Source organism: Providencia sp. PROV200 (assembly GCF_049901995.1).
Lineage (GTDB): Bacteria > Pseudomonadota > Gammaproteobacteria > Enterobacterales > Enterobacteriaceae > Providencia > Providencia rettgeri_E.
Window position 1 is genome coordinate 1,440,694 of sequence record NZ_CP096307.1, and the last position, 21,566, is coordinate 1,462,259.

The 21,566-nt window shown below is 42.1% G+C and carries 31 protein-coding genes and 1 tRNA gene; 28 read left to right on the top strand and 4 right to left on the bottom strand.

Annotated features, from left to right (window positions below):
* Positions 1-12: 12 nt before the first annotated feature.
* Positions 13-2,067 carry a DNA helicase IV gene (gene helD / locus M1E86_RS06360; RefSeq protein WP_213914469.1) on the top strand — a complete coding sequence of 685 codons (2,055 nt, stop codon included), beginning with the start codon at positions 13-15 and terminating at the stop codon, positions 2,065-2,067.
* A gap of 70 nt (positions 2,068-2,137) precedes the next feature.
* Here the strand turns inward: helD and M1E86_RS06365 are convergent, their stop codons facing one another.
* The gene (locus M1E86_RS06365) at positions 2,138-2,596 is read right to left on the bottom strand and encodes a methylglyoxal synthase (RefSeq protein ID WP_213914468.1); all 459 of its coding nucleotides are present in this window, start codon (positions 2,594-2,596) and stop codon (positions 2,138-2,140) included.
* A gap of 114 nt (positions 2,597-2,710) precedes the next feature.
* On the opposite strand from M1E86_RS06365, the gene M1E86_RS06370 reads away from it, so the two are divergent.
* Positions 2,711-3,124 carry a CoA-binding protein gene (locus M1E86_RS06370; protein ID WP_125892689.1) on the top strand — a complete coding sequence of 138 codons (414 nt, stop codon included), beginning with the start codon at positions 2,711-2,713 and terminating at the stop codon, positions 3,122-3,124.
* Between the two features lie 83 nt (positions 3,125-3,207).
* Here the strand turns inward: M1E86_RS06370 and hspQ are convergent, their stop codons facing one another.
* Positions 3,208-3,528, bottom strand: coding sequence for a heat shock protein HspQ (gene hspQ, locus M1E86_RS06375; RefSeq protein ID WP_004256095.1), 321 nt, complete (start codon positions 3,526-3,528; stop codon positions 3,208-3,210).
* Between the two features lie 219 nt (positions 3,529-3,747).
* Between hspQ and M1E86_RS06380 the strand changes: the two genes are divergently transcribed.
* Positions 3,748-4,026: an acylphosphatase gene (locus tag M1E86_RS06380; protein WP_185746919.1), complete on the top strand. Its 279-nt coding sequence runs from the start codon at positions 3,748-3,750 to the stop codon at positions 4,024-4,026.
* Between the two features lie 7 nt (positions 4,027-4,033).
* Here the strand turns inward: M1E86_RS06380 and M1E86_RS06385 are convergent, their stop codons facing one another.
* Positions 4,034-4,363: a TusE/DsrC/DsvC family sulfur relay protein gene (locus M1E86_RS06385; protein WP_125892692.1), complete on the bottom strand. Its 330-nt coding sequence runs from the start codon at positions 4,361-4,363 to the stop codon at positions 4,034-4,036.
* Positions 4,364-4,546: 183 nt separating this feature from the next.
* On the opposite strand from M1E86_RS06385, the gene M1E86_RS06390 reads away from it, so the two are divergent.
* The 6 genes from M1E86_RS06390 to M1E86_RS06415 all read left to right on the top strand — a co-directional run bounded on the left by M1E86_RS06390 (position 4,547) and on the right by M1E86_RS06415 (position 8,548).
* A tRNA-Ser gene (locus M1E86_RS06390) sits at positions 4,547-4,634 on the top strand.
* A gap of 164 nt (positions 4,635-4,798) precedes the next feature.
* On the top strand, positions 4,799-6,010 hold the full coding sequence (locus M1E86_RS06395) for a phage integrase central domain-containing protein (RefSeq protein WP_213914467.1): 1,212 nt from the start codon (positions 4,799-4,801) through the stop codon (positions 6,008-6,010).
* A gap of 213 nt (positions 6,011-6,223) precedes the next feature.
* Complete coding sequence (locus tag M1E86_RS06400; protein WP_213914466.1) at positions 6,224-7,195, top strand: DUF6387 family protein; 972 nt, start codon at positions 6,224-6,226, stop codon at positions 7,193-7,195.
* 130 nt (positions 7,196-7,325) lie between these two features.
* On the top strand, positions 7,326-7,544 hold the full coding sequence (locus tag M1E86_RS06405; protein ID WP_172767332.1) for a helix-turn-helix transcriptional regulator: 219 nt from the start codon (positions 7,326-7,328) through the stop codon (positions 7,542-7,544).
* Positions 7,544-7,939, top strand: coding sequence for a hypothetical protein (locus tag M1E86_RS06410; protein ID WP_094960712.1), 396 nt, complete (start codon positions 7,544-7,546; stop codon positions 7,937-7,939). The genes M1E86_RS06405 and M1E86_RS06410 overlap by 1 nt, the downstream gene beginning before the upstream one ends.
* Positions 7,940-7,951: 12 nt before the next feature.
* Positions 7,952-8,548 carry a BRO family protein gene (locus M1E86_RS06415; protein WP_213914465.1) on the top strand — a complete coding sequence of 199 codons (597 nt, stop codon included), beginning with the start codon at positions 7,952-7,954 and terminating at the stop codon, positions 8,546-8,548.
* A 655-nt stretch (positions 8,549-9,203) separates the two neighbouring features.
* On the opposite strand, the gene M1E86_RS06420 is transcribed toward M1E86_RS06415, so the two are convergent.
* Positions 9,204-9,395, bottom strand: a complete 192-nt coding sequence (locus M1E86_RS06420; protein ID WP_210855027.1) for a toxin-antitoxin system HicB family antitoxin — start codon at positions 9,393-9,395, stop codon at positions 9,204-9,206.
* A gap of 142 nt (positions 9,396-9,537) precedes the next feature.
* Here M1E86_RS06420 and M1E86_RS06425 point away from each other — a divergent pair, with 142 nt between their 5' ends.
* From M1E86_RS06425 to M1E86_RS06515, 19 genes are all read left to right on the top strand, one after another.
* Positions 9,538-9,762 (top strand): host cell division inhibitor Icd-like protein, encoded by a 225-nt coding sequence (locus M1E86_RS06425; protein WP_210855073.1) that lies wholly within the window; start codon positions 9,538-9,540, stop codon positions 9,760-9,762.
* Positions 9,755-9,928 (top strand): DUF4222 domain-containing protein, encoded by a 174-nt coding sequence (locus M1E86_RS06430; RefSeq protein WP_144140331.1) that lies wholly within the window; start codon positions 9,755-9,757, stop codon positions 9,926-9,928. Before M1E86_RS06425 ends, M1E86_RS06430 begins: the two co-directional genes overlap by 8 nt.
* A 2-nt stretch (positions 9,929-9,930) precedes the next feature.
* Complete coding sequence (locus M1E86_RS06435) at positions 9,931-10,125, top strand: hypothetical protein (RefSeq protein WP_210855029.1); 195 nt, start codon at positions 9,931-9,933, stop codon at positions 10,123-10,125.
* Positions 10,122-10,283 (top strand): hypothetical protein, encoded by a 162-nt coding sequence (locus M1E86_RS06440; protein ID WP_210855032.1) that lies wholly within the window; start codon positions 10,122-10,124, stop codon positions 10,281-10,283. The genes M1E86_RS06435 and M1E86_RS06440 overlap by 4 nt, the downstream gene beginning before the upstream one ends.
* Entirely contained in the window at positions 10,280-10,459 is a 180-nt protein-coding gene (locus M1E86_RS06445) for a hypothetical protein (protein ID WP_004255431.1), read from the top strand. The genes M1E86_RS06440 and M1E86_RS06445 overlap by 4 nt, the downstream gene beginning before the upstream one ends.
* Positions 10,456-10,665 carry a hypothetical protein gene (locus tag M1E86_RS06450; protein WP_210855034.1) on the top strand — a complete coding sequence of 70 codons (210 nt, stop codon included), beginning with the start codon at positions 10,456-10,458 and terminating at the stop codon, positions 10,663-10,665. Before M1E86_RS06445 ends, M1E86_RS06450 begins: the two co-directional genes overlap by 4 nt.
* Entirely contained in the window at positions 10,662-11,246 is a 585-nt protein-coding gene (locus M1E86_RS06455; RefSeq protein ID WP_210855036.1) for an ORF6N domain-containing protein, read from the top strand. The genes M1E86_RS06450 and M1E86_RS06455 overlap by 4 nt, the downstream gene beginning before the upstream one ends.
* Positions 11,243-11,416, top strand: coding sequence for a hypothetical protein (locus tag M1E86_RS06460; RefSeq protein WP_165906921.1), 174 nt, complete (start codon positions 11,243-11,245; stop codon positions 11,414-11,416). Before M1E86_RS06455 ends, M1E86_RS06460 begins: the two co-directional genes overlap by 4 nt.
* Positions 11,416-11,610, top strand: coding sequence for a hypothetical protein (locus tag M1E86_RS06465; protein ID WP_105880954.1), 195 nt, complete (start codon positions 11,416-11,418; stop codon positions 11,608-11,610). Before M1E86_RS06460 ends, M1E86_RS06465 begins: the two co-directional genes overlap by 1 nt.
* Complete coding sequence (locus M1E86_RS06470; protein WP_210855038.1) at positions 11,610-11,831, top strand: hypothetical protein; 222 nt, start codon at positions 11,610-11,612, stop codon at positions 11,829-11,831. The genes M1E86_RS06465 and M1E86_RS06470 overlap by 1 nt, the downstream gene beginning before the upstream one ends.
* Positions 11,828-12,424: a hypothetical protein gene (locus M1E86_RS06475; protein WP_213914464.1), complete on the top strand. Its 597-nt coding sequence runs from the start codon at positions 11,828-11,830 to the stop codon at positions 12,422-12,424. The genes M1E86_RS06470 and M1E86_RS06475 overlap by 4 nt, the downstream gene beginning before the upstream one ends.
* 14 nt (positions 12,425-12,438) lie before the next feature.
* Positions 12,439-12,783, top strand: coding sequence for a hypothetical protein (locus tag M1E86_RS06480; protein ID WP_210855041.1), 345 nt, complete (start codon positions 12,439-12,441; stop codon positions 12,781-12,783).
* Entirely contained in the window at positions 12,780-15,500 is a 2,721-nt protein-coding gene (locus tag M1E86_RS06485; protein WP_210855043.1) for a DUF927 domain-containing protein, read from the top strand. The genes M1E86_RS06480 and M1E86_RS06485 overlap by 4 nt, the downstream gene beginning before the upstream one ends.
* A gap of 462 nt (positions 15,501-15,962) precedes the next feature.
* Positions 15,963-16,457 (top strand): hypothetical protein, encoded by a 495-nt coding sequence (locus tag M1E86_RS06490; protein WP_210855045.1) that lies wholly within the window; start codon positions 15,963-15,965, stop codon positions 16,455-16,457.
* A 4-nt stretch (positions 16,458-16,461) separates the two neighbouring features.
* Positions 16,462-16,899, top strand: coding sequence for a ProQ/FINO family protein (locus M1E86_RS06495; RefSeq protein ID WP_210855047.1), 438 nt, complete (start codon positions 16,462-16,464; stop codon positions 16,897-16,899).
* Between the two features lie 74 nt (positions 16,900-16,973).
* Positions 16,974-17,507 carry a hypothetical protein gene (locus M1E86_RS06500; RefSeq protein ID WP_210855049.1) on the top strand — a complete coding sequence of 178 codons (534 nt, stop codon included), beginning with the start codon at positions 16,974-16,976 and terminating at the stop codon, positions 17,505-17,507.
* Between the two features lie 182 nt (positions 17,508-17,689).
* Entirely contained in the window at positions 17,690-17,863 is a 174-nt protein-coding gene (locus M1E86_RS06505) for a 3-hydroxybutyryl-CoA dehydrogenase (protein ID WP_074379423.1), read from the top strand.
* A complete protein-coding gene (locus M1E86_RS06510; RefSeq protein ID WP_102139348.1) occupies positions 17,863-18,201 on the top strand; it encodes a hypothetical protein in 339 nt (112 codons plus the stop codon). Before M1E86_RS06505 ends, M1E86_RS06510 begins: the two co-directional genes overlap by 1 nt.
* A gap of 13 nt (positions 18,202-18,214) precedes the next feature.
* Positions 18,215-21,538 (top strand): hypothetical protein, encoded by a 3,324-nt coding sequence (locus M1E86_RS06515; RefSeq protein WP_426099295.1) that lies wholly within the window; start codon positions 18,215-18,217, stop codon positions 21,536-21,538.
* Positions 21,539-21,566 lie beyond the last annotated feature (28 nt).

Here is a 21,566-nt window from a genome sequence, read left to right on the forward strand (position 1 = left end):
GGTGCAGGATGTATGGAACTGAAATCAACACAGATTGGAAAGCGTCTGGCTCAGCATCCCTACAATCGGGTTCGCTTACTCAACGCAGGTATTGAAGTGAGTGGTGAAAACCACCAATATCTTATCCCATTTAATGAACTCATTGATATCCGTTGTAAGAGAGGGATTGTTTGGGGGGAGTTAGAATTTGAAATAGTAAATGAACAAGTTGTTCGTTTACACGGTACTGAATGGAAGCAAACTCAGCGCTTTTACCATTATTTAAATGAAAAATGGCAACAGTGGAGCACTGAAATGAGCCTAGTCAGTGCTAGCGTATTGGCTGAATTAGTTCATTCGATTGAACAACTGACGCAACACGACCATTGGTTAACGTTGCGCCAATTGACTGAAATAAAAAATAAAATATCACAAAAATTCTCATCGCTACCTATGCCTTTGGCGCGCCTTTCATTATTTGAAAATTGTGTAGCACAATATCACGAGTGTCTGAATTGGCTGAATAGCGGTCAAGAATGTCGAAAACAAATTAACGATCACTGGTGTGAGTCTGTTTTAGTTCGTTATCACGACTTTTTCCAGCAAGTAGAAACATCACCACTCAATTATTCACAGTCCTTATCTGTGATTAATGGTGAGGATAATGTATTAGTGCTAGCAGGGGCTGGGAGTGGTAAAACATCCGTCCTCGTGGCTAGGGCTGGTTGGTTAATCTTGCGAGGCTTGGCAGAGCCAGAACAAATCCTATTGCTAGCTTTTGGTCGCAAAGCGGCAGATGAAATGAATGAGCGTATTCATTCACGACTACAACAAGATGACATTGAAGCAAAAACCTTCCATGCGCTTGCATTACACATTATCCGTGAGGGCAGTAAAAAATCGCCAGTAATTAGCGAGTTAGAAACTGATACTCAAAAACGGCAAACGCTATTATTAAATGAATGGCGAGAGCAGTGTTCAGCAAAGAAAGCGCAAGCAAAAGGCTGGCGAGAATGGCTTTCTGAAGAATTGCAGTGGGAAATTCCAGACGGTGAGTTTTGGAAAGACGAAAAAATTAGCAATAAAGTGGTTACTAGGTTAGACCGCTGGCTAAGCTTAATGCGTATGCATGGGGGGAGCCAGAAGGACATGATTGATAATGCGGAAGAAGAAATAAGGGGACTTTTCCAAAAGCGCATTCGTTTAATGGCGCCGTTATTGAAAGTGTGGAAAAGCGCATTGAAAGATGAAGGTGCAATTGATTTTTCTGGATTAATCCATCAAGCCATTAATATTTTAGAAAAAGGGCGTTTTATTAGCCCATGGAAACATATTTTAGTCGATGAGTTCCAAGATATTTCGCCTCTAAGAGCTAAATTATTGCAGGTACTACGACAGCAGAATAAGCAAACGACGTTATTTGCTGTTGGAGACGATTGGCAGGCTATCTATCGGTTTAGTGGTGCAGAATTAGACTTAACAACATCGTTTGAACATAACTTTGGTATTGGAGAACTTTGCGCTTTAGATACCACTTATCGTTTTAATGAACGTATTGGTGAGGTAGCTAACCAGTTTATTTTACAAAATCCTATGCAGCTAGATAAGCCATTGAATAGCTTAACTAAAGGGAATAAAAAATCGGTTATTCTTCTTTGTGAGGATGCCTTTGAACGTTTATTGGACAAAATGAGCGGCTATGTGCTTGATGATGAAACGGTATTAGTGCTAGCCCGTTATCATTATTTAAAACCTGATATTTTAGATAAAGCTAAAACTCGTTGGCCAAAATTAAATATTCAGTTTATGACTATTCATGCATCAAAAGGGCAGCAAGCAGACCATGTGATCATTTGTGGTCTGAATAGCGGAAAGGATGGTTTCCCTGCGCCTGCACGCGAATCAATCATTGAACGAGCTTTATTGCCTAAACCAGAAGATTTTGATCACGCAGAAGAAAGACGTTTACTGTATGTCGCATTAACACGGGCTAAGCAGCAAGTTTGGTTACTCTATAACCCAGAAAAACCGTCAGAATTTGCGGATGAACTGAAACAATTGGGCGTTCCAAAGCAAAAGAAACCGTAAAGCGATATTATGACCTATGAAATGAGGAGCGATGAAGTGCTAGAACGTTCTGGCACTTCACATTGATAGATTAGTTAGTTCGTTTATTTAAATAGCTTTGATAATCAGGGATAACGACGTCTATCGTATTATCAAAATAGGGTGACGTGATTAAAAAATCAGCAGTTGCAGGGTTGGTCGCGACAGGAATATTCCAAACTGTAGCCAAACGTAGCAATGCTTTAACATCAGGGTCATGAGGTACAGCATTAAGAGGGTCCCAGAAGAAAATCAAGAGGTCGATTTTTTGTTCAGCGATCATTGAGCCTATTTGCTGGTCTCCCCCCATAGGGCCACTTAGCATACTCGTGACTGGCAACCCAGTGTGTTGGCTGATTAATTTGCCTGTAGTCCCTGTTGCGTATAAATTGTGAGCTTGAAGCCGTTCATTATTTGTCTTAGTCCAAGATAATAGTGAAGGTTTACAATGGTCATGGGCAACCAAAGCAATATTTTTTGAGGCTGTAATTTTACGGGTTGTTGATTCCATTATATTCCCTTAAGTAAGATGCGAGATAGACATCTTTAAAAATTGAATGAGCAAAGATATACAACATATATCATAATGCTAATGAATAGTTTATAGGTTTTGGGAGATATTTTGATGAGAGATCAAGAAATTGCTGAAATTTTAAAGCGTGTTCGAACAATTGCTTTAGTGGGAGCGAGTGATAAGGTCAATAGGCCGAGTTATGAAGTCATGGAATATCTTTTACATCAAGGCTATACCGTTATTCCTGTGAGCCCTAAATTGGCAGGTCAAACCTTATTAGGGCAGCTTGTATATGAGAAGCTTAGTGATATACCCGAGCCAATAGATATGGTCGATGTGTTTCGTAATGCAGAAGCGGCTGTAGGAGTAGCCAGAGAAGCAGTTGAAGTGAAAGCTAAAGTTTTGTGGTTACAAAAAGGGGTGATTAGCGAAGAAGCCCAACAAATTGCTTTGCGCGCTGGTTTACAGTTTGTTATGGATAAATGTCCAAAACAAGAAATCCCAGCATTAGGCCTTGAAAAATAAATTGCTTTTAATACTAAAAAGTAAAGCAGCTAGCTAGCTGCTTTACGGTTGCGTTCATAAATAACACTATCAATATTTGAAGGTTAGTTGCGAAGGCGAGGTGCTTGCAACTGAGACCTTATGGATTCCGCTAGTTCATCCATTGAGGGTTGCTCTGGATGGTCTTCTACGGTTTCATAAGTAATTTGAGCTTCAGCCAAATAAGTATGAACAGCATCCCCATTGTCATCTTCCATAACAACATGATACCAAGGTAGATCGCGTAGTGTGCTGTTAGCGGCAATATCATCATCATGTGGTTGTTCGAGCGAATACTCAGCGTCTACATCGACAACGACGCCTAAGTAGCCGAGAAGTTTGTGCCGAACTTGTTGCCCGATTCCATATTTACTGGTGATCATCATAGCGACCTCCTAAAAGCCTTGCTTATACTTCAAACTATATATGGGCAGTGCTACGCGTTTTCAAGCTAAGATATAGACAATTATCAATAACGCAATACACTGTCTTTATACGTAACGATCAAAAGCAGTGCCTCATTTAGCAGATTATCTGTTCAATGAATAAAAAACAACTGTTAAAAGAAGGTATCAATACATTATGCTCTGACAATGGAGGCTCACATGATTACATCAGGTCGATATTTTTATATTTATGGTCGTGTTCAAGGGGTTGGGTTTCGTTACCAGACCTATCATTGGGCTAATCAGAATGGCATAAAAGGCTTTGTGTGTAACCGGGATGACGGCAGTGTTAAGCTAGCCGTTTATGGCTCAGAGCAAGATATTGAATTTGTTGATGAGTGGCTGAAAGCGGGTGGTCCCCCAGGCGCCAAAATAGACCATTTTTTCACCGAAAATTGGAAGGCAGAGCCAATAACGGACTTTAGTGTCCGCTATTAGTAAGAAATTAAATACATTTCACCGGTTTTGGCAGGCCAGCAAGTTTAGTGGCTTGTTTAGCTGGGCCTTTTGGAAATAGCCGGTATAAATAGCGGCTATTGCCTTTTTCTTCCCCAAACTGCTGGGAAACTGCTTTAACCAACATACGAATAGCCGGTGAGGTATTAAATTCCAAGTAGAAGTTCCTGACGAAACGGATAATTTCCAGGTGTTCATTGGTAATTTCAATATCTTCTTGCTGCGCGAGTAAAGGGATTAAATCTTCACTCCATTGTTGGCTATCAAGCAGGTAGCCTTGTGCATCTGTTTCTATTTCTTGATTATTAAAAACCAACATACTTTTATTCAACTCAAATAAAATTGGAACGTAAATTTAGCAAAAATTGGGATGTAACCCAAGTAAAGTCGTTAGAATGTCGATATTTTCATCTAACAGTATGAAGGCCGTATATTTTTAAAGCGAACGACCAAATTAGGGGTTTACATCCAATGAGAGGATGTTTATAGTGCACGTCATTGCGGAGGGGTGGCCGAGCGGCTGAAGGCAGCGGTCTTGAAAACCGCCGATGGGAAACCATCCGAGAGTTCGAATCTCTCCTCCTCCGCCATCTTCACTTCTAGTAACGTCTTCCAAAGTCTTTCAATCCCCAGTAAATCAAGCATTCTAACTAAATCCTATTATTCCAACGTCTACTAACGTCTATTGAAAACTACCCCCTTTAGGTGGTACATATGGGGGTACATTTATACCCCATGATTTGAGTACCCCCAAATGAAGCTAACCGTTAAGCAAATTGATTCCAGCAAGCCTAAAGAAAAAGACTACAAACTATCTGATGGTGGTGGACTGTATCTATTGGTTAAAACTAATGGCGGAAAGTATTGGCGGTTAAAGTACCGAATCGATGGCAAAGAGAAACTTTTAGCTATTGGAATTTACCCAACCGTTACACTAGCTGATGCCAGAAGAAAGCGTGATGATGCAAAGAGATTGCTGGCGGATGGAATTGACCCAAACCAACAACGCAAAGAACAAAAGCAAGCCTCAAAGATTGACAGTGTAAACACCTTTAAAAATATTGCCCTTGAATGGTATGAGGGAAGAAAGGATCGCTGGTCTGTTGGTTATCGTGATGACATGATGGACGCATTCGAAAAAGATGTATTTCCTTATATAGGTAATCGCCCGATTGCTGAAATCAAACCAATGGAACTACTCGAAGTGCTTTCTATTATGGAAAAGCGCGGAGCAACCGAGAAGCTAAAGAAAGTGCGTCAACGTTGCGGCGAAGTATGGAAGTACGCCATTATTACTGGTAGGGCAGAGTATAATCCCGCGCCAGATTTAGCCAGTGCCTTTGTTCCACATAAGCGTGAGCACTACGCCCATCTTTCAGTAACTGAATTACCAGAGTTTCTTTCTTCTATTGATAAGTACATGGGAAGCCAGATTGTAAGAGTGGCATTAAGAGTGCTTATATTAACTGGAGTTCGACCAGGCGAATTGAGAAAGGCGGAATGGTCAGAAATTAACTTTGATACTGGAGTATGGGAAATACCAGCTGAAAAAATGAAAATGCGCCGACCGCATATTGTGCCACTATCAGAGCAGGTTATTGATTTACTGAAACAGATACATCCAATCAGTGGCAGCTATCAATATATATTTCCTAGCCGCACTGATTATAGAAAGCATATATCAGATATGGCACTGAATACGATGATTAGGCGCATGGGCTACAGTGGTAGAGCCACAGGTCACGGATTCAGGCACACAATGAGTACCATCCTACACGAACAAGGCTATAACACCGCATGGATTGAGACACAGCTAGCACACGTTGATAAGAACTCTATCCGTGGAACGTATAACCATGCTCAGTATATTGATGGCCGTAGAGAAATGCTTCAATGGTACGCTGATTACATGGGGGCATTAGAGAACGGGGATAATGTTGTCCACGGCAATTTTAAACGTGCTTAATCCACCAGCTACCAAATACAGAACCAGACAATAAAAGGTCTGGTTTTTTTGTACCTGAAAGAGCCATAACTGGACAAATAGACAGTAATTATAGACTGTAGTAGACTCGTGTAGACTATAAAGAATAAAGCTATGCCTAGGCTGATCCCCGAAAACTAGTACACCTCTACTAGCTGGCATAGCTCCTACAGAATGAGGGCGTGAGGTGGCGGTATGGCCAGAGCTAAAGGACAAGATATACTCTCATGGTTCGATGTATCACGGTACGAAGAATTATTAGATATGACAGTGAGTGAGCTTATAGATGATGTGCAATTTAGAGGCTTTTTATTGTATCCGGGCGATGATAATGAAAAAATGATGACCACTAGAGATATGCATGAGTCAAGATTAAGTTTTATTGAGGGACTAAAGAAAGGTCATGTATGGTCAACTGCTGCATATCTTCACGCTATTGGTGATGGTGATTACAAAACGAATGAATCCCCAGTTGAAGAAGTGCCAAAAGATATAACTATTACAAGCAATGGATATCCTATTATTGGCAGGAATTTTTTTGAGGAAAATGAGCATTGCGAGTATACAGATGGAGTTGCCTGCACATCTTTTAATGTCGGAGATTTAATATCTTACTATAAGGCTCTCACTAGACAAGAATACATAGTAGAAAAAAGTAAAGGCATAGTAGAGGTTCAGAGTACTAGTATTTTCTCTCCAATTGTTAATGTTGACTATCTGAATGAATCTTTTGGTGGTGAAATAGTTATCAAGTGTAATCTGGAGGAATATTCTGATGATGAATTGGTCACGGAATTTAAAGAGTTAATTAAGTATTGGCGAGCAGAGGCAGGAATAGAAGAGCCAGATAGAGCCAATAATAGAATAGGTCTTTCTACCCTAAAGAAATTAATCACATATAAGGTTATCCCTTTTATAGATTTACTAGTTTGGGAAATGGCCAACAACAAAAAAATAAGTAATGAAATTCTAGCAAGAGTGCTCTTTCCATTAACGGAATTAGATAGTGAAATTATGAGTGGCGTACAAATAAAAGATACCATAAGACCATTTGTTGAAAAAATACTTCATGAAGATTTACTAAGGGAGTTTTTATTTTTTACCAAGAAAAATGAACACCTTCAAAGTATGCGATTTTCAGACATACTGAAACTCGCCGAAAATTAATAGTAAATAATTATGCGGTAAATCATTTTTTTACTTATGTCTACTATAGATTAATAGTAGAAAGCAAAATACCCCTGAGATCTACGAACGTCTACTAAGGCGTATCATTAACTAGATAACAGGGGGCATCATGCCAACAGTAACAACCTTAAAAGAAAACCTCATTCGCTTACCTGAAGTTATGCGTCGTACTGGCTATGGTAAGGCGTGGATTTATCGCCTCATTGAAGCAGGTCAATTCCCTAAATCAGTAAAAATCGGTACTCGTTCTATTGCTTTTGTTGAGTCAGAAGTCGATGAGTGGGTAGCAAATAAGATTGCTGAATCACGTACTGGCGAGGTGGCATAATGGAAAAGAAAAACCACCCGCTACAGGTGGCTTCTCAGGATAACGCGACAGCATCTATTCTATCAAAGAATCCACCAAAAAAACACCGTGCCCGTTTATATATGTTAGGTACAGGCATTAATGGATTTACAGAGAATGAAATATTAATTCATTGTCGCTTATCGTCAGGTCGTAATTATCCAAATGAATTGGAACGTTTATTAAATATCGAACTAGAACGCATTGATGAGCCTAATCCTGATGGTATCGGGTCACACTACCGTTACCGCTTTAAGACGGCTCAGGATGCGCAGAAGGTTATCAATTTAATTAATGAACGCGCTGAGCAAGGTAATTACCAAACTCTAGATAAAGCACACGTAAATAATATTTTAAGCCTTTACCCGACAAAATAACGGAATAAGAAAATGAAACTAAAAAATAACAGCTTAAATGCTGGTGGATTCGCTCACCCTAAATTCAGCGACGAGACTATTTTAAATATCAACTCAGATGATATTTCCGTTATTCGATTTGAAGATGTTCAGGTGCGGATAGTTAAAATTAATAACGAGCCGTGGTTTATTGCTAAAGATGTTTGTAGCGCGTTAGGCATTACCAACCCGAGCAAGGCTTTAAATGCTTTAGATTTGGATGAAAAAAATACTGTAACTTTAAGTTATGGTATTCAGGGAAACCCGAACAGACAGGTTATAGCGGAATCTGGTTTTTATAAGCTGATTGCCCGTAGTCGTAAGGCAACCACTAAAGGCACATTCGCGCATCGTTTCACTAACTGGGTATTCCGTGACGTTATCCCATCCATTCGTAAAACTGGCGCGTATGGTGTGCCATTCTCAGCGTTAAATGACTTCACCAAACGTCAGCAGCAATACCAAATCACAGCCTCACAGCATGGGCGCGACCTGCAATCTTGCAAGCAAAAGAAAGCTGATTTACAGCGTGAAGAACGCGAATTGTGGGAAAAGTACCAGCCTGATTTTCTTGATGGAGAAATCCACTAATGACGGCTATTAACTCAACAATATTTGATACCCCAAATCGGGGGAATCAAAGTTCAAATATTAATCAATTATCCCCAGAGTTGGGGAATATTGCCTACCAAGTGAATGATTCTCTACTGGCAGGTAAGGGGGTAAGTTTAATTTACTCCCTTAATAATACTGTAACTTTAACTTACGGTATTACTGGCAATCAATCAGACAAACTTTCGTCCGATCACTCGGTCAATATTTTGGCTCAGCACTCGGCAAAATCATTTGCTCAGCAACAGGCTAAAACTTTAGCCGATGTATCAGCGAAAATTTACGCCAATCAATTACCCAAATTTACGGGAAATCAATCAGGGGAATATTTCCTAGGTCAATCAGCAAAACATTTTGCCAATCTAAAACGTGGAGAATTTACACCATTTGCTAAAGGTGGTTTTTCTCACCTTATGCAAGGTTTAATCGTGGTCACTACACGAGGCGGAATTGAGTTTTGTCAGTCCATAAAAAGGGGGAAAATTGAGTTATTAGACACCATAAAAAAGGAACGAATTGAGTTTTTGGAGTCCATAAAAAAGGGCAGCCAATCGGCTACCCTTGGAAACGTCGATATTAAATACCGAGCAAGTGAGAACATTAATACTAGCTTACTTTTCTGGTATGGCAAATATCAGTTTTTAGGCTTAACACCTAATCGCTCTAACTCTTTTCGCCCAAGAGTTTTAAGCCAGTTACCTAAACTCATTCCCGCTTCAGATGCCGCAGATTCAAATTGCGCCTTAAGTTCTGGCGTGATCCTGATTTGGAATGTAGGAGATAACCCTTTTCCTTTTTCTGTTTTGTCTCTTTTTGGCGTTGACATGTACGTACGTAATCCCTTAGTATGTTATTTGTTATGTACGTACTCTAACATGAAGTATGTGCAAAATAAAACGCCCTCGAATGATATTACCAGTATCACTCAAGGGCTGACCACCAACGATACTGATACTATCGAGGTAGCTATGCAAGATATTAACACACCCGTCACAGGGCGGACTAGTCTCACCCCTAACCAATCGTACAGATGGTTATTCCTCGCGTTAAACCGTAGCGATTACACCGCTAAACCTTGCCGCATTGCTGTTACAGCACCGAATGAGAACAGTGCAAGACTGATGCTTGTACGTGATTACATGCTGATATTCGCTGGTCGCTTACCTGTTATTGGAGGTAAACATCATGCGTAACCCTCAACCTAATGATTTCTACATTCACAAAAATAATGGCGAAACCGTCAAAGTTCTATCGGTTCAATTTAACCGTGTGACCTTTCAGCGAGACGGCTTTGATAGCCCTGTCATTGTTCCATTAAGCCAGTTCAGCAACGAATACACCTATGCAGGGAGGGCTTAATTATGGCGGATATCACTATTCATCAAGCGGCTGAAAAGGCGCATCAGGTTGAGTTAATTAACCTACTCATTGAATCACACCCTCACCAGTTACAAGACAGTGAAATATCCACTTTGGCTTCTCTTATGGCGAAGTTATCAGGTGATGTTTGTGTATTTCTTCAAGAGGAAATTGTGGCACAGGAGGCGAAAGCATGAGTATTCCACGCCTATCTGACGCATTGAACAAAATCCAACGCCTAGCAGAAGCCGCTTTGTCTTTATCAAATCAACGTGATGAAGCAGAACTCAAAATTCAGCTAATTGAAATTATCAGCAAGACAGCAGAAGAAGCTGTATCTGAGGTGGAAGCATGAGTAAGCCAATTCCATTAGACAGAGCCGCATATAAGGCACAGCAAAACAATTCATTGCTTGCCGTTATCTTGGAGCAGGTAAGTAGCGATTGTTCGCGTGAGTTAATCGACCTCGTTTCTATTGCGTATGACTTCAACGCGGAAATATGCGAATCCCTCGAGGAGGCGACCAAATGAAAACAATTAAGTTGAAATCTGGTGATGTGGCGGCGTTCGATGCTGTGAAAGATATAAATAACGAAATCCAATCAATTCTATTTCCTTTAATTACAGCGGTTGAGAATGAAGCAGAAACCGACACTTATTACATGGCGAGAGCATTAAAGCGCCTAATACATGAGCAATGGCGAGAAATCGCACGGCTTGAAGAGGTGATGAAATGAGACAGGTCACTATTAATGCCACCAGCCTAAGCCCATTCATGTATCAAGGTAAGCGAGTTGTGACTTTTTCCATGATTGACGAGGTACACCAACGCCCGAAAGGTACAGCAAAGCGCACATTCAACACGCATAAAAAGCACTTCATTGATGGGGTAGATTACTTTTTGCTCACTAAGTACGTAATACGTACCGAGTTACCCGAACTAGAAATAGGCGGCAAAGCAAAAGAGTTAATGCTTATCACTGAGTCAGGTTATTTGATGGTTGCCAAGCCATTTACCGATGATTTGTCGTGGCAGGTTCAACGCTCAATGGTTAACAGCTACTTTCGTTTGTCTGAGTTTCCCGAAATTAAACATATTCAAATCCCCACGCTGGCGGAACTTGAAGCCATGCCAATTGGTGAGGCTCAGAACTTAATTAGCCGTTTAGAAGCTGACTCTTATCAAGGTCACGGCAGGCGCGGCAGTTATGCCATGAACCTACGTCGCAAGGAGAAGAAAGCACTTAAACCAATGGTAATGGCTATTGAACAAGCCTCACAGCTACACATTCAGGATATGGGGGATTATCGCTCATGAGAACGTTTCAAATTGCAGGGTATGGCACAACTCCGAAAGGGTTAACGCTAGGTATTTGTAAACAGGTGATATCTGCCACCCAGAAAGACGCTCAATCGCAAGTGATGCGAGAAGCGCAACGAGACGGTTTAACCGATATCCGAATTAACTATGTGCGTGAGGTGAAGTGATGAATCAGGAACAGAAACGCGAAGTGGAAATGTTACTAGAGCCGCACAAAGCAAAAGTATTAATGCTAATTACTTTACTTTCTACGTGGCTGGAAGCTGAAGAGTGTGGCGAAACCAGAAACATGATCTGGGCGGTGTTGATTGTTGTTTATTCGATTAGGGATGAAATGAACGAAGCGGCAGAGGGCAAATAATGAAACTCAATTATTTTGACAGTGGCGCAGTCGCCAGAATCACCGTAACCAGCAATCTATTTCAATATAAAAAACATCGTCGTGTTGTGGATGCGGTACTACTTAAAACGAATGTAACAGCCAGCACAAAGCACGGTTTAGTGATTAAAACAGTTATTACAGGTAAATCCTCGCATGTGTTGCGAGCTTATAAGTTAGCGGTAGTGGAGGCGAACCGATGAATATTACAAACATTAACGCATTCGAGCACAGCGAACACGGTGTAATTCTCATTACTGACGCAGCTAACCAAGAGGCAATAAGTTATACCGAGGCATTAGAGGCATTAAACGACGGTAGCTTTGACGGTGATTTATCAATGGGTTTTGAGTTGGTTTTAGCCATTAGCAAAGGTGATGTTGAAGGCTTTTTTAAATCCACTATTGAGCAAAACGTCATTCTCTGGCGGTGGATTGTTGCTGCTTCGTTTGTCATGGAACAGGCCGACAACAACGGATTTCATCAAACCGATAACGGGAAAGGTGGAAAGATTACCGCAGCAGTGTACCGCAATGAACACGCAGCCTTAACTGTCTATGCAGCAAGCGAACGTATGTTATTAGCAAACCATGTTGAGGGCGCAGCTTATGAGTATTACGAATCAGGATATGCCCCTGCTATGGCCATAAGAATGTATAGAGATTTTATCAATCTTGAGCCTAAACAAGGTTGCCGACTATCAGACCGAGGGCGTGAGGGGTTATCTGTTCTTCACGATGATCTCATTCGGGCGATAGAAGATGGTGAGTTTAGCAACACCGTAACCATTCATTAAAAGGACGCAATGACATGATAACGAAGAATTTTAAAGTTAATTCACTGGCGAATAGCTACGCAGCCGCTATTTATCACGATGTAACCACACGTAATGGCGGTGATTGGTTTCCGATGAATGTAGGCAACAAGGCCATTGAGGTTGCCATTATTGACGGTGTGAAAGGTATTCGAATGCTCGTTGATAGTTATTTGCTGGAAGCACTTAAACAGTCTGCTCCTATGTGGGAAACAACAGCCATTAGTTTAATGGGGCAGTGTGTGATTAATGGCTATATCACGGGGTACGGGCGCGAGGTTTGGCAAAGCATGATTAATGACATGGGCGACTCTTTAGCCGATAAGGGGGCGTTTCAATGAAACCAATAGATGTTATCCGTGAAGTGAAGCAAAAAGCTAACGGCCAATGGCAAAACATATTATCTAACCTCGGGGCAGAAGTGCCCCTGAACACGCACACGGCTTGCCCTGCTTGTGGTGGTAAAGACCGTTTTAGGTTTGATAACAAAGGCGACAACGGCACGTTTATTTGTAATCAGTGCGGTTCTGGTGATGGGTTGGATTTAGTTCAGCGCGTTCTGGGTGGCAGCGTTACAGAAGCCGCTTATGAGGTGGCTGGCATGATTGGTATTGATACCCGTTCAGATAATCCACCAGCCTACCGTAGCCATGAGGTAAAAGCACAACAGGACGCATTGAAAGCACAGCAAGCCCAGAACCAAGCTAACGAGCAGATAGAGAAGCATAAACGCTTTACAGCGCGATACAGCCGCACTATTGCCAATGCTAAACAGGGCGAATCTGAGTACCTGAAAGCGAAAGGCTTTGATAGTACCACCGTGACCCTGTTAGCCGATGGATCGCTAATTATTCCATTGATGGACGCTGACGGCACAATCACAGCAGCACAAACCATTAAACCTAATGGCGATAAACGGCTATTACTCGATAGTGCGAAGAATGGCAGCTATTACCCCATTAATGAGCCTGTAAACGTTTCTACGGTGATTATCGGCGAGGGATTAGCAACTGCCATGACGTGCCAGTTAATCCAACCAGAAGCGCGCACAGTAGCGGCAATTGATGCGAGTAACTTAATTCATGTGGCTAAGGTGATGCGGACGAAGTACCCAGAGAGCCAAATTATCATTGCAGGTGACAACGATATTAAGCCAGACCAACCAAACACAGGAAAGCTAGCGGCTGAAAAGGCAGCTAAGGCGGTTAATGGTATTGCTGTTTTACCGCCTACTGATGATAAAGCCGATTGGGATGATTATCGCTTATCACACGGCATTAAGGCAGCAAGACAGGCATTTAATGCCGAAGTGGATAAACAAGGAAGTAAGGTAATGATTGAGATTGATGTAAACCACAAAGCCCTTAAATCAGACCCCATGAAAATACGCATTGAATCACGCGACGACGGTGTATTTCTGGTTACACCTAAAGCGGACAAAGAAACAGGGGAGATCATCAATCATGAACAATGGTTATCTAACGCCATAAAACGCATTACGAAAGGCGTTAATGACCTGAATCAAAAGTATTTGATTTTCGAGTGGGGCAATAACAACGTTCAAGCCGTTCCGATGGGGGATATTGGCGAGCGTGAGGGCTGGAAAACGCTTAAAAATGCAGGGCTAATTGTGACAACTAAATCAGGGCTAAGACAGTCTTTATCTGATTGGCTCTTGCGCCAGAAATTCAAAGAGAATTGGAGTATCACCAATAAATCAGGCTGGCACAAAGGCGCGTACATCATGCCAGACGGCTCAATCATTGGTACACCTGAGCAACCGATATTTTTTAACGGGCAAAGCGCAGCCGCTACCGCCTACCAGACAAGCGGAACGGTAGAAAGCTGGCGGAATGATGTTGCGCGATTGGCTAATGGTAACAGTTTTATGATGTTTGCAATTGGCGCAGCCTTAGCCGCACCGATGACAAGTATCACAGGGGCGGACAGCTTTGGTATTCACATTTACGCCCAATCGACAGCAGGGAAAAGCACCACCGCAGATATGGCCGTGAGTTTATACGGTGATCCCGATTTACAGCGTTTAACGTGGTATGGCACTGAATACGGTATGACTAACGAGGCTGTAGCGCACAATGACGGGCTTTTGTATTTGGATGAAGTCGGACAAGGGGCAGACCCTAAACACGTCTATAAATCGGCTTATACGCTGTTTAATGGCAAAGGCAAGATACAAGGCGCGAAAGATGGCGGCAATAGGCAGGTTCAAAGCTGGCGGACGGTGGCCATTAGTACAGGAGAGAAGGACATTGAGACCTTTTTATTAAGTTCAGGTGTGAAAGTGAACGCAGGGCAATTAGTGCGATTACTGAATATCCCCATTGAACGCGCCACGGAACTACACGAATGTGAAACAGGGAAAGCCCACGCGGATTTAATCAAGGTGAATTGTCGTTCTAGCTATGGGGCGGCTGGACGTTATTGGATTGAATATCTATCGAACCACAAGGACGAGGCACAGGAAGCCTATAGAGCCGCTCAGCAACGCTGGAATAAATTAATTCCAAGCAGCTATGGTGAGCAAGTACACCGAGCGAGTGATCGATTCGCCACTATTGAAGCTGCTTTGATAATGGGGCGTGTGATTACGGGGTGGAGTGAACAAGATTGTAGGGATGCTACTCAAACTGCGTTTAACGTCTGGGTTGCTGAGTTCGGTACAGGTAACAAAGAGATTGAGCAGATTAAAGAACAGACGATTGCTTTTTTAAGTACGTATGGAATGAGTCGATTTGCGCCATTGCCCTATGATGAACAATCTTTACCTATTAGAGAACTCGCTGGGTATAGGGTTAAATCAAGTACGCATGATGAAGCACCCATACTGTTTTATACATTGCCAACGGTATTTAAGAACGAGATAGCCAAAACGTTCAATACAGATATTTTCTCTGATGCTCTACATAAACTAGGCATTTTAAAGAAACCTGCCAATGAGAAAGGGTATCAAAGCAGAACACCGCGTTTGAAGCATTTAGGTAACATTCAGCAGCGCGCCTACATTTTGATGCTTGTTCCTGATGAAGAGGAGGAATGATATTTCTCACGTTAGGAAAAAACGGTAATTAACGTTGTCTCAGTTGTCTCAATAAGGGAATAAAAAAGGTAACTTATTAATATTTATAGTTATGATGGTTATTTTCTGAGACAACACTGAGACAACCTGAGCCTGTTTTGAGACAACATAAGGTGTTTTTGAGACGACACTGAAAAGTTTGGATTATCTCTTGGTAGGTTAAAAAAAGCGGCTGAGACAACTGAATTCAACGCTGAGACAACATGTGAATTAATAAATAACCATTTAAAATCAATTAATTGTAAAAAATAGGTGTGAATAGTCATTAGGTTGAGACAACTCAAAATCGTCAAGTTGTCTCAGAGAAAAATATTTAATCTATTTTAATCAATAGGTTGAACGAATTGAGACAACTGAGACGACCGAGACAACCACTAATCGCATTTCTATAAATATTGTTTTTCAGAATAAAAGGTTCAGAGAATGAAAAAATCAGTGAAACAAGAATACATATTAAAACTTATAATCATTGCGCTTAATGAAGCAATCAACAAAGGCTGCATAGATCTTAATGGACGTTCTGCAGACTCGTTAACAGATAACAAAAAAGGGCATCATGAGTTAACAATATTAGATAAGAGAACAATTATTAATTGGTTTGATATAGGTTACGACGAGCTTCGTGTAAGCGTTTGGTGGGATTATAATCCTGAGTTAATGCCAACGTGGAGAAACCAGTATTTAAACGAATTAGAACCATTCACATCTAGACCTCAAGTTCCTAATCGTTTTTTTCGTTATATTCTTGGTGCTTGTGGCAGTTGCCACCTTGAAAGAAGAACGGGGAAATTCATTATTGGTGATGAAAATAATCAGTTTTTTGATGTGTACGTCCGTGAAGATTCGGAACGATTATTAAAAAATGCTGAACTCGCAGAGCCAAAGGGATATCAAACGCACGGATGGATCAAGGAGTAATTAAATGACAAGAGCAACACTAACACTAAAACGGAATAATCCACCAGCGACGAACACACCAAAAAACACACAGGCTAAAACGCCACAGGAAGCCCCACAGCAACCGAAGAAGAAAAATAAGGCGGATGTTCACGCGAAGAAGAAACAACACCGTATCGACCGTATAGCGAAGCACTGGACACTATTTAGCGAGCCAGAAGCCAAGCCGCTAATGATTGGTATCAAGGAAGCCATGATTGCTGAGGTTAAAGAGAAAGGGCTGGATATCCCAGAGAGCCACATTAAACAGGGATTACGCTCATACATCAGCCGCAAGGCATATTTGAAAGCCCTTACTCTGGGCGGCAATCGGTTTGATATGTACGGGCAGCCTAATGGAGAAATTACACCAGAACAGCAAGCCATAGCAGAGAAAAAGCTGGCGGAATGGGCTAAAAAATAGCAAGGTAACAACCGCCAACGCATAAGCCGAGGCGGTTATGTATAATTGGCCTTATCAACTAAAGGGATCATCAAATGAAAAAAATCATGATAACGGCTCTATTGGCTTTGTTTCTATCGGGATGTGATAACAGTCCGCCAGCACCCTACGGATTTAAGTGGGGGCAGACTAAAGAAAGTGTTAAAGCATTAAATTTAAAAGATACAAACTGTAACTTTAGACACTCCTGTACTTTTAAAGAAACACCTGACGGACACGACGCAGCTATCTTGTTTACAATATTTCACGATAAGTTAGGATTATTCTACATATCTTATACTGAGAACTTCGATCAGAAAGCAACAACCAAAGAGGAAGCATTTGAACTATATGAGCAAGCGGGAAATAAACTGCAAAAAGTATACGGTGAACCCGTAAATAAAACCCATATCATCAAAGATGAAAGTGATTTTTTTAATTGCTTAGCAAGCCAAGATTGTGGCGACGTTAATATGGATTTTGATAAAGATGGATACAAAGCAAACTTAAGAATGAGAGTATCAAATCAAGAGAAAACGCATCTAATTTATACTTTTAAAAGTCCTGTCTATAGCTTACCTTTGAAATAACAAGCAGATAAATAGAACAAAAGCCGACCTTGAGTCGGTTTTTTTGTCACCTTAATTCTATAATTTAAAGTTCAAATAGAAATACTTTCTACATAATCAACTTTATGTGGAATTATTTTGTTGTGTATTTTTTATGCTGGCCTATAATTAACTGTATTAATAAACATACTGAGGATATGAACATGACCAGAACAGAGAAAGGCTTTAAAACAGTTTCCATTGACGGGCAGTTAGTGGCACGTATTGAGAAGTTACGCCAAAAACGTGCAGAAAAAGATTTTTTACTCAGTGGCGCACCGATGACCCAAATCATTAGAGGGTTATTGAATGAAGCCCTACGCCGTGAGGGATTCTAATGGAAAAGTTACAGCAGTTAGCAAGTACCATAGCCCAGATTTATGTTGATGGACTAAAAGCGGAAACGGGAACAACATTAGTGACTTATAACGGCATTACAGGCGAGGTGATCCCTGAATTGCTGGCGGCAGGGTTATTTGATAATGCGGTATCGATTGTTAAGTCTCGCGGTGAGTCGTTCGACGTTGAGAGTAAGGCCTGTGATTTATTGCGTCCGTATTTGAATGTATTCACTAAGCCATATTCCATCACAGATCAGTGTATTTATGTGATTGGCGAAATGACACGCTTTGCATTACGTGACGGTAATGTAAGCGGGTTATCAGCGAAACATTAAAAGAGAGGTCATTATGTTTGAGATTGATGGGGTTGAAATCATCATTAAAGCTGATACCGAGGGCGTTCTTGAGGCGGGGAAAGCGGTTAGAGAAACAAAACGGAAAATGGCTGATATGGGTAAACAGGCCGATGATACGTCAAAAGCCTTTTACCGATTTGATAAAACAGCAATCGCGGTTTCCAGTGCGTTAAAAATGCCTGAAATAAACCGCCTATCACGTCAAATGAGCGAGTTAACGGGGCAAATTGGCGCAGCATCAGCCGCTACAGACAGAGCGACTAGCGCGAATGCGCGTTTTACAGGGGTAATTAGTAATGTCTCTGGGTTATTAGGTGCGGGGTATATTTCTAATATTGGCAGTGCGACCTCCTCACTCTTACAGCACACTCAAGGGGCAATTAACGCCACACAAGCCGAGATTTCACATACTCGCGCTATTCAAATGAAAGCACAGGCATTACAAGCCGCAGCCTCCCAAGAAGTCATTAACGCTAGAAATCTGACCGTATCCGCACAAGCCGAGTTAAAAGCGGCTAAGGCAGCGTTAGAGCACGTTTATTCACTAGAGGCAGCTAATGATGCCAAGCAACGTGATTTAGAGTCACTGAGGGCGGTACAGCTCAAGGATGCCGAAATAACCTACCAAATGGCAGCGAGTGAGGAAAATCTACAACGCGTCACCAAAGCCAGCAACGCTCTACACGCCACAGAAACCAAAATCAAAACGCATTTAGCCACAACAGGGAAAGAAATTGCGCGTGTTGAGGCTCAAGTTGCCAAAGCGAAAGAAGTTGAAGCCAACGCAACCCATAAATTAAATGCGGCATTAGCATTAGAGCAAAAAGCGAAAGCCACACTAGCGACCACAACGGACGCTGTGACCGCAGCCAATAACCGCGCAGCCCAAGCCGCTAAAACTCAGTCTATGGCTATGCAAGGGTTACGGGGCGCGGTGGGATTATTAGGTGGCCCTACTGGTGTATTCTTTTTAGCTGCCGCAGGTGTTTATGCGCTGTATAACGCCATGAACGATGACACCGCAACTAAAGAGTTTAACGACAGGGTAGATCAGTGGATTGATAAAATTGACGAACTGTCAGCAAAACAGGCGCGTGTTGTGGCTAACCGCTTAGGCGAGAAGATAGCGGAAACAACCACAGAACTAGACGGACAGAAAAAAAACCTATTAGACGTAAATGAGCAGTTACGCTACTACAGAGAAGAACTTGGTCGAATTGAGCAAGCGATTAAATCCCAAAAAGCTCAAGGTATGGAAGTTGGCACTCCATATGTGCGTGATGACTTTGTGAAGTTGATTGATGATCTTACAAAAAAACAGCAACAGTATGAGTTAGTTATATCCGAAGGTGAGCAAAATATTCGCCGCTGGACGGTATCGCAAGGAAAAGCCGCTGATATTGCTAAGGTTAGAGCGCAACAAACAGACGAACTGACCAGAGCCGATTTAATTTACCAACGCCAAGCTAAAGGCGTGATTGATGCCAACCAACAAGTAGCCCGATCACTGGAATTAGGCAGCGAGGCAGCAGTCAAGAAAGAACAGGCTATCAAAGAGCTAGAAAAGGCGTTAATTGCTGACGGCTTTGTTAAAGACTCTGAAATATTTAAACAGAAAATCCAAGAATTAACGGATGAGTTTGATAAAACGGTCAGTTTGAACCTTGCTAACTCGCTTGCTGAGATTGAGCAACGTACGCAAGCCCTCACTATTGGCATGAAAGACGGTAAGCCGGCACTGGATGAATACAACGCCTCGTTACTCCTCATGCAAATGGGATTACAACAAGGTTCAGCCGCCTACAATACCGAACTCCCGAAAGCCATTGAAGCCATACGCAAGTTACGTGAAGCCCAAGAAGCCGCACTAAGCAGTAAATCAAAAGGCAACAAGTCAGCTAAAGCCGCCAACCAAGCAAATGAAGCGATAAAACGTCAGAGTGAACAATTGGCCACACTGAAAAAACGCTATGGATTACTGGAAAGTGGCGCAGCCGATGTTAACCGCGAAATGGCAATCTATGAAGCAGTTCAGCGACTCGGGGCACAGGCAACAGAGAAACAAAAAGCGGCTATTTCGAAAGAGGCAGCGGAACTGTTTGACCTCAATCAGCGCGTGAATGATTTTATTGCGGCTCAGGAAGTCACCCCAGAGTTGAAACTAGCGCATACCTTTGGTGAGGAAGTGAAAACTCTCAAGCGTTTGTTAGATGAGGGATTCATCAACAAGGAAGATTTTGAGCGCATGGGGCGTGAGGCGATGGTGTCATTTAATCAAGGAATGACCGATATCAAAATCAATGCCTCAGTGAATTATATTGAGGAAAACCGCGCTAAATTTGACCCGATTCAGGCATTAGCTAATGAGCATGCTCAGAAGTTGGCCATGATGAAAGAATACAAGGCGCAAGAGTTACAAATACTCAATGAAGCCTATGCAAAACAACAAATTAGCCATGACCAGTTCACCGCATCCAAAGCGGCAACTGACGCGCAATACCAGCTACTCAGAACCGCAGCAGAGAAAGAGTATCAACAGCAGCAGTTAGCGGCACAATGGGAGCTAATGAGACAGCAGAACCTAGGCTATGAAATGTTAGCTTCAGCGGTTGATTCTCTGGCGGGTAATGTTTCAAACGTCATGACAGGGTTAATCACTGGCTCAATGGATGCGTCCGAGGCGTTGCGTTCGTTAGGCAATACAATGCTAAACAGTGTTGTAAATTCCATTGCTCAGGTTGGCGTGGAGATGCTTAAAAACTTCATCATCACTCAAACTATTGGTAAATCTGCGCAAGTCGCAAATGTACTGGCGGCTAAGGTGGGAGGTGCGGCAGCGTTGGCAGCTTGGACACCTGCGGCAATAGCGGCATCTATAGCAACGGGCGGAGCCGCATCAGGGACAGGGTTATCAGCCTATCAAGGGGCGCAAGCATCAGGAATGGCTATGTCTGCGCTTAGTTTTGGTGGTGGGCGTGAGCATGGCGGAGTAGTTGATGCGAGTAAATACTATCGTGTCGGTGAAAATGGTAAGCCTGAGATATTCCAAGCGAGTACGGGCAAGCAATACATGATCCCTGGTGACAATGGGCGAGTAATATCAAACAAAGATTTACAGGGTGGCAGTCGATTACCTCCGATCATCAACGTGTACCAGCAAGCATCAGGGGCTACGATTGATGTAACCACAGAACGAGGATTAAACGAGCAAGATGTGATTAATATTGTTTGCCGTAATATAGCTGAAGGTAGGGAAATTAGCGGAACTATGGCGACCTATCATAATGCGAATAGAAAAGCGTTAGGCAGTCGTTGATTAATAGGGCAGAAAACTGCCCTTTAGT

Coding starts and splice junctions, on each gene's coding strand:
- helD (WP_213914469.1), top strand. CDS start 13: ATGGAACTGAAATCAACACAGATTGGAAAGCGTCTGGCTCAGCATCCC.
- M1E86_RS06365 (WP_213914468.1), bottom strand. CDS start 2,596: ATGGAATCAACAACCCGTAAAATTACAGCCTCAAAAAATATTGCTTTG.
- M1E86_RS06370 (WP_125892689.1), top strand. CDS start 2,711: ATGAGAGATCAAGAAATTGCTGAAATTTTAAAGCGTGTTCGAACAATT.
- hspQ (WP_004256095.1), bottom strand. CDS start 3,528: ATGATGATCACCAGTAAATATGGAATCGGGCAACAAGTTCGGCACAAA.
- M1E86_RS06380 (WP_185746919.1), top strand. CDS start 3,748: ATGATTACATCAGGTCGATATTTTTATATTTATGGTCGTGTTCAAGGG.
- M1E86_RS06385 (WP_125892692.1), bottom strand. CDS start 4,363: ATGTTGGTTTTTAATAATCAAGAAATAGAAACAGATGCACAAGGCTAC.
- M1E86_RS06395 (WP_213914467.1), top strand. CDS start 4,799: ATGAAGCTAACCGTTAAGCAAATTGATTCCAGCAAGCCTAAAGAAAAA.
- M1E86_RS06400 (WP_213914466.1), top strand. CDS start 6,224: ATGGCCAGAGCTAAAGGACAAGATATACTCTCATGGTTCGATGTATCA.
- M1E86_RS06405 (WP_172767332.1), top strand. CDS start 7,326: ATGCCAACAGTAACAACCTTAAAAGAAAACCTCATTCGCTTACCTGAA.
- M1E86_RS06410 (WP_094960712.1), top strand. CDS start 7,544: ATGGAAAAGAAAAACCACCCGCTACAGGTGGCTTCTCAGGATAACGCG.
- M1E86_RS06415 (WP_213914465.1), top strand. CDS start 7,952: ATGAAACTAAAAAATAACAGCTTAAATGCTGGTGGATTCGCTCACCCT.
- M1E86_RS06420 (WP_210855027.1), bottom strand. CDS start 9,395: ATGTCAACGCCAAAAAGAGACAAAACAGAAAAAGGAAAAGGGTTATCT.
- M1E86_RS06425 (WP_210855073.1), top strand. CDS start 9,538: ATGCAAGATATTAACACACCCGTCACAGGGCGGACTAGTCTCACCCCT.
- M1E86_RS06430 (WP_144140331.1), top strand. CDS start 9,755: ATGCGTAACCCTCAACCTAATGATTTCTACATTCACAAAAATAATGGC.
- M1E86_RS06435 (WP_210855029.1), top strand. CDS start 9,931: ATGGCGGATATCACTATTCATCAAGCGGCTGAAAAGGCGCATCAGGTT.
- M1E86_RS06440 (WP_210855032.1), top strand. CDS start 10,122: ATGAGTATTCCACGCCTATCTGACGCATTGAACAAAATCCAACGCCTA.
- M1E86_RS06445 (WP_004255431.1), top strand. CDS start 10,280: ATGAGTAAGCCAATTCCATTAGACAGAGCCGCATATAAGGCACAGCAA.
- M1E86_RS06450 (WP_210855034.1), top strand. CDS start 10,456: ATGAAAACAATTAAGTTGAAATCTGGTGATGTGGCGGCGTTCGATGCT.
- M1E86_RS06455 (WP_210855036.1), top strand. CDS start 10,662: ATGAGACAGGTCACTATTAATGCCACCAGCCTAAGCCCATTCATGTAT.
- M1E86_RS06460 (WP_165906921.1), top strand. CDS start 11,243: ATGAGAACGTTTCAAATTGCAGGGTATGGCACAACTCCGAAAGGGTTA.
- M1E86_RS06465 (WP_105880954.1), top strand. CDS start 11,416: ATGAATCAGGAACAGAAACGCGAAGTGGAAATGTTACTAGAGCCGCAC.
- M1E86_RS06470 (WP_210855038.1), top strand. CDS start 11,610: ATGAAACTCAATTATTTTGACAGTGGCGCAGTCGCCAGAATCACCGTA.
- M1E86_RS06475 (WP_213914464.1), top strand. CDS start 11,828: ATGAATATTACAAACATTAACGCATTCGAGCACAGCGAACACGGTGTA.
- M1E86_RS06480 (WP_210855041.1), top strand. CDS start 12,439: ATGATAACGAAGAATTTTAAAGTTAATTCACTGGCGAATAGCTACGCA.
- M1E86_RS06485 (WP_210855043.1), top strand. CDS start 12,780: ATGAAACCAATAGATGTTATCCGTGAAGTGAAGCAAAAAGCTAACGGC.
- M1E86_RS06490 (WP_210855045.1), top strand. CDS start 15,963: ATGAAAAAATCAGTGAAACAAGAATACATATTAAAACTTATAATCATT.
- M1E86_RS06495 (WP_210855047.1), top strand. CDS start 16,462: ATGACAAGAGCAACACTAACACTAAAACGGAATAATCCACCAGCGACG.
- M1E86_RS06500 (WP_210855049.1), top strand. CDS start 16,974: ATGAAAAAAATCATGATAACGGCTCTATTGGCTTTGTTTCTATCGGGA.
- M1E86_RS06505 (WP_074379423.1), top strand. CDS start 17,690: ATGACCAGAACAGAGAAAGGCTTTAAAACAGTTTCCATTGACGGGCAG.
- M1E86_RS06510 (WP_102139348.1), top strand. CDS start 17,863: ATGGAAAAGTTACAGCAGTTAGCAAGTACCATAGCCCAGATTTATGTT.
- M1E86_RS06515 (WP_426099295.1), top strand. CDS start 18,215: ATGTTTGAGATTGATGGGGTTGAAATCATCATTAAAGCTGATACCGAG.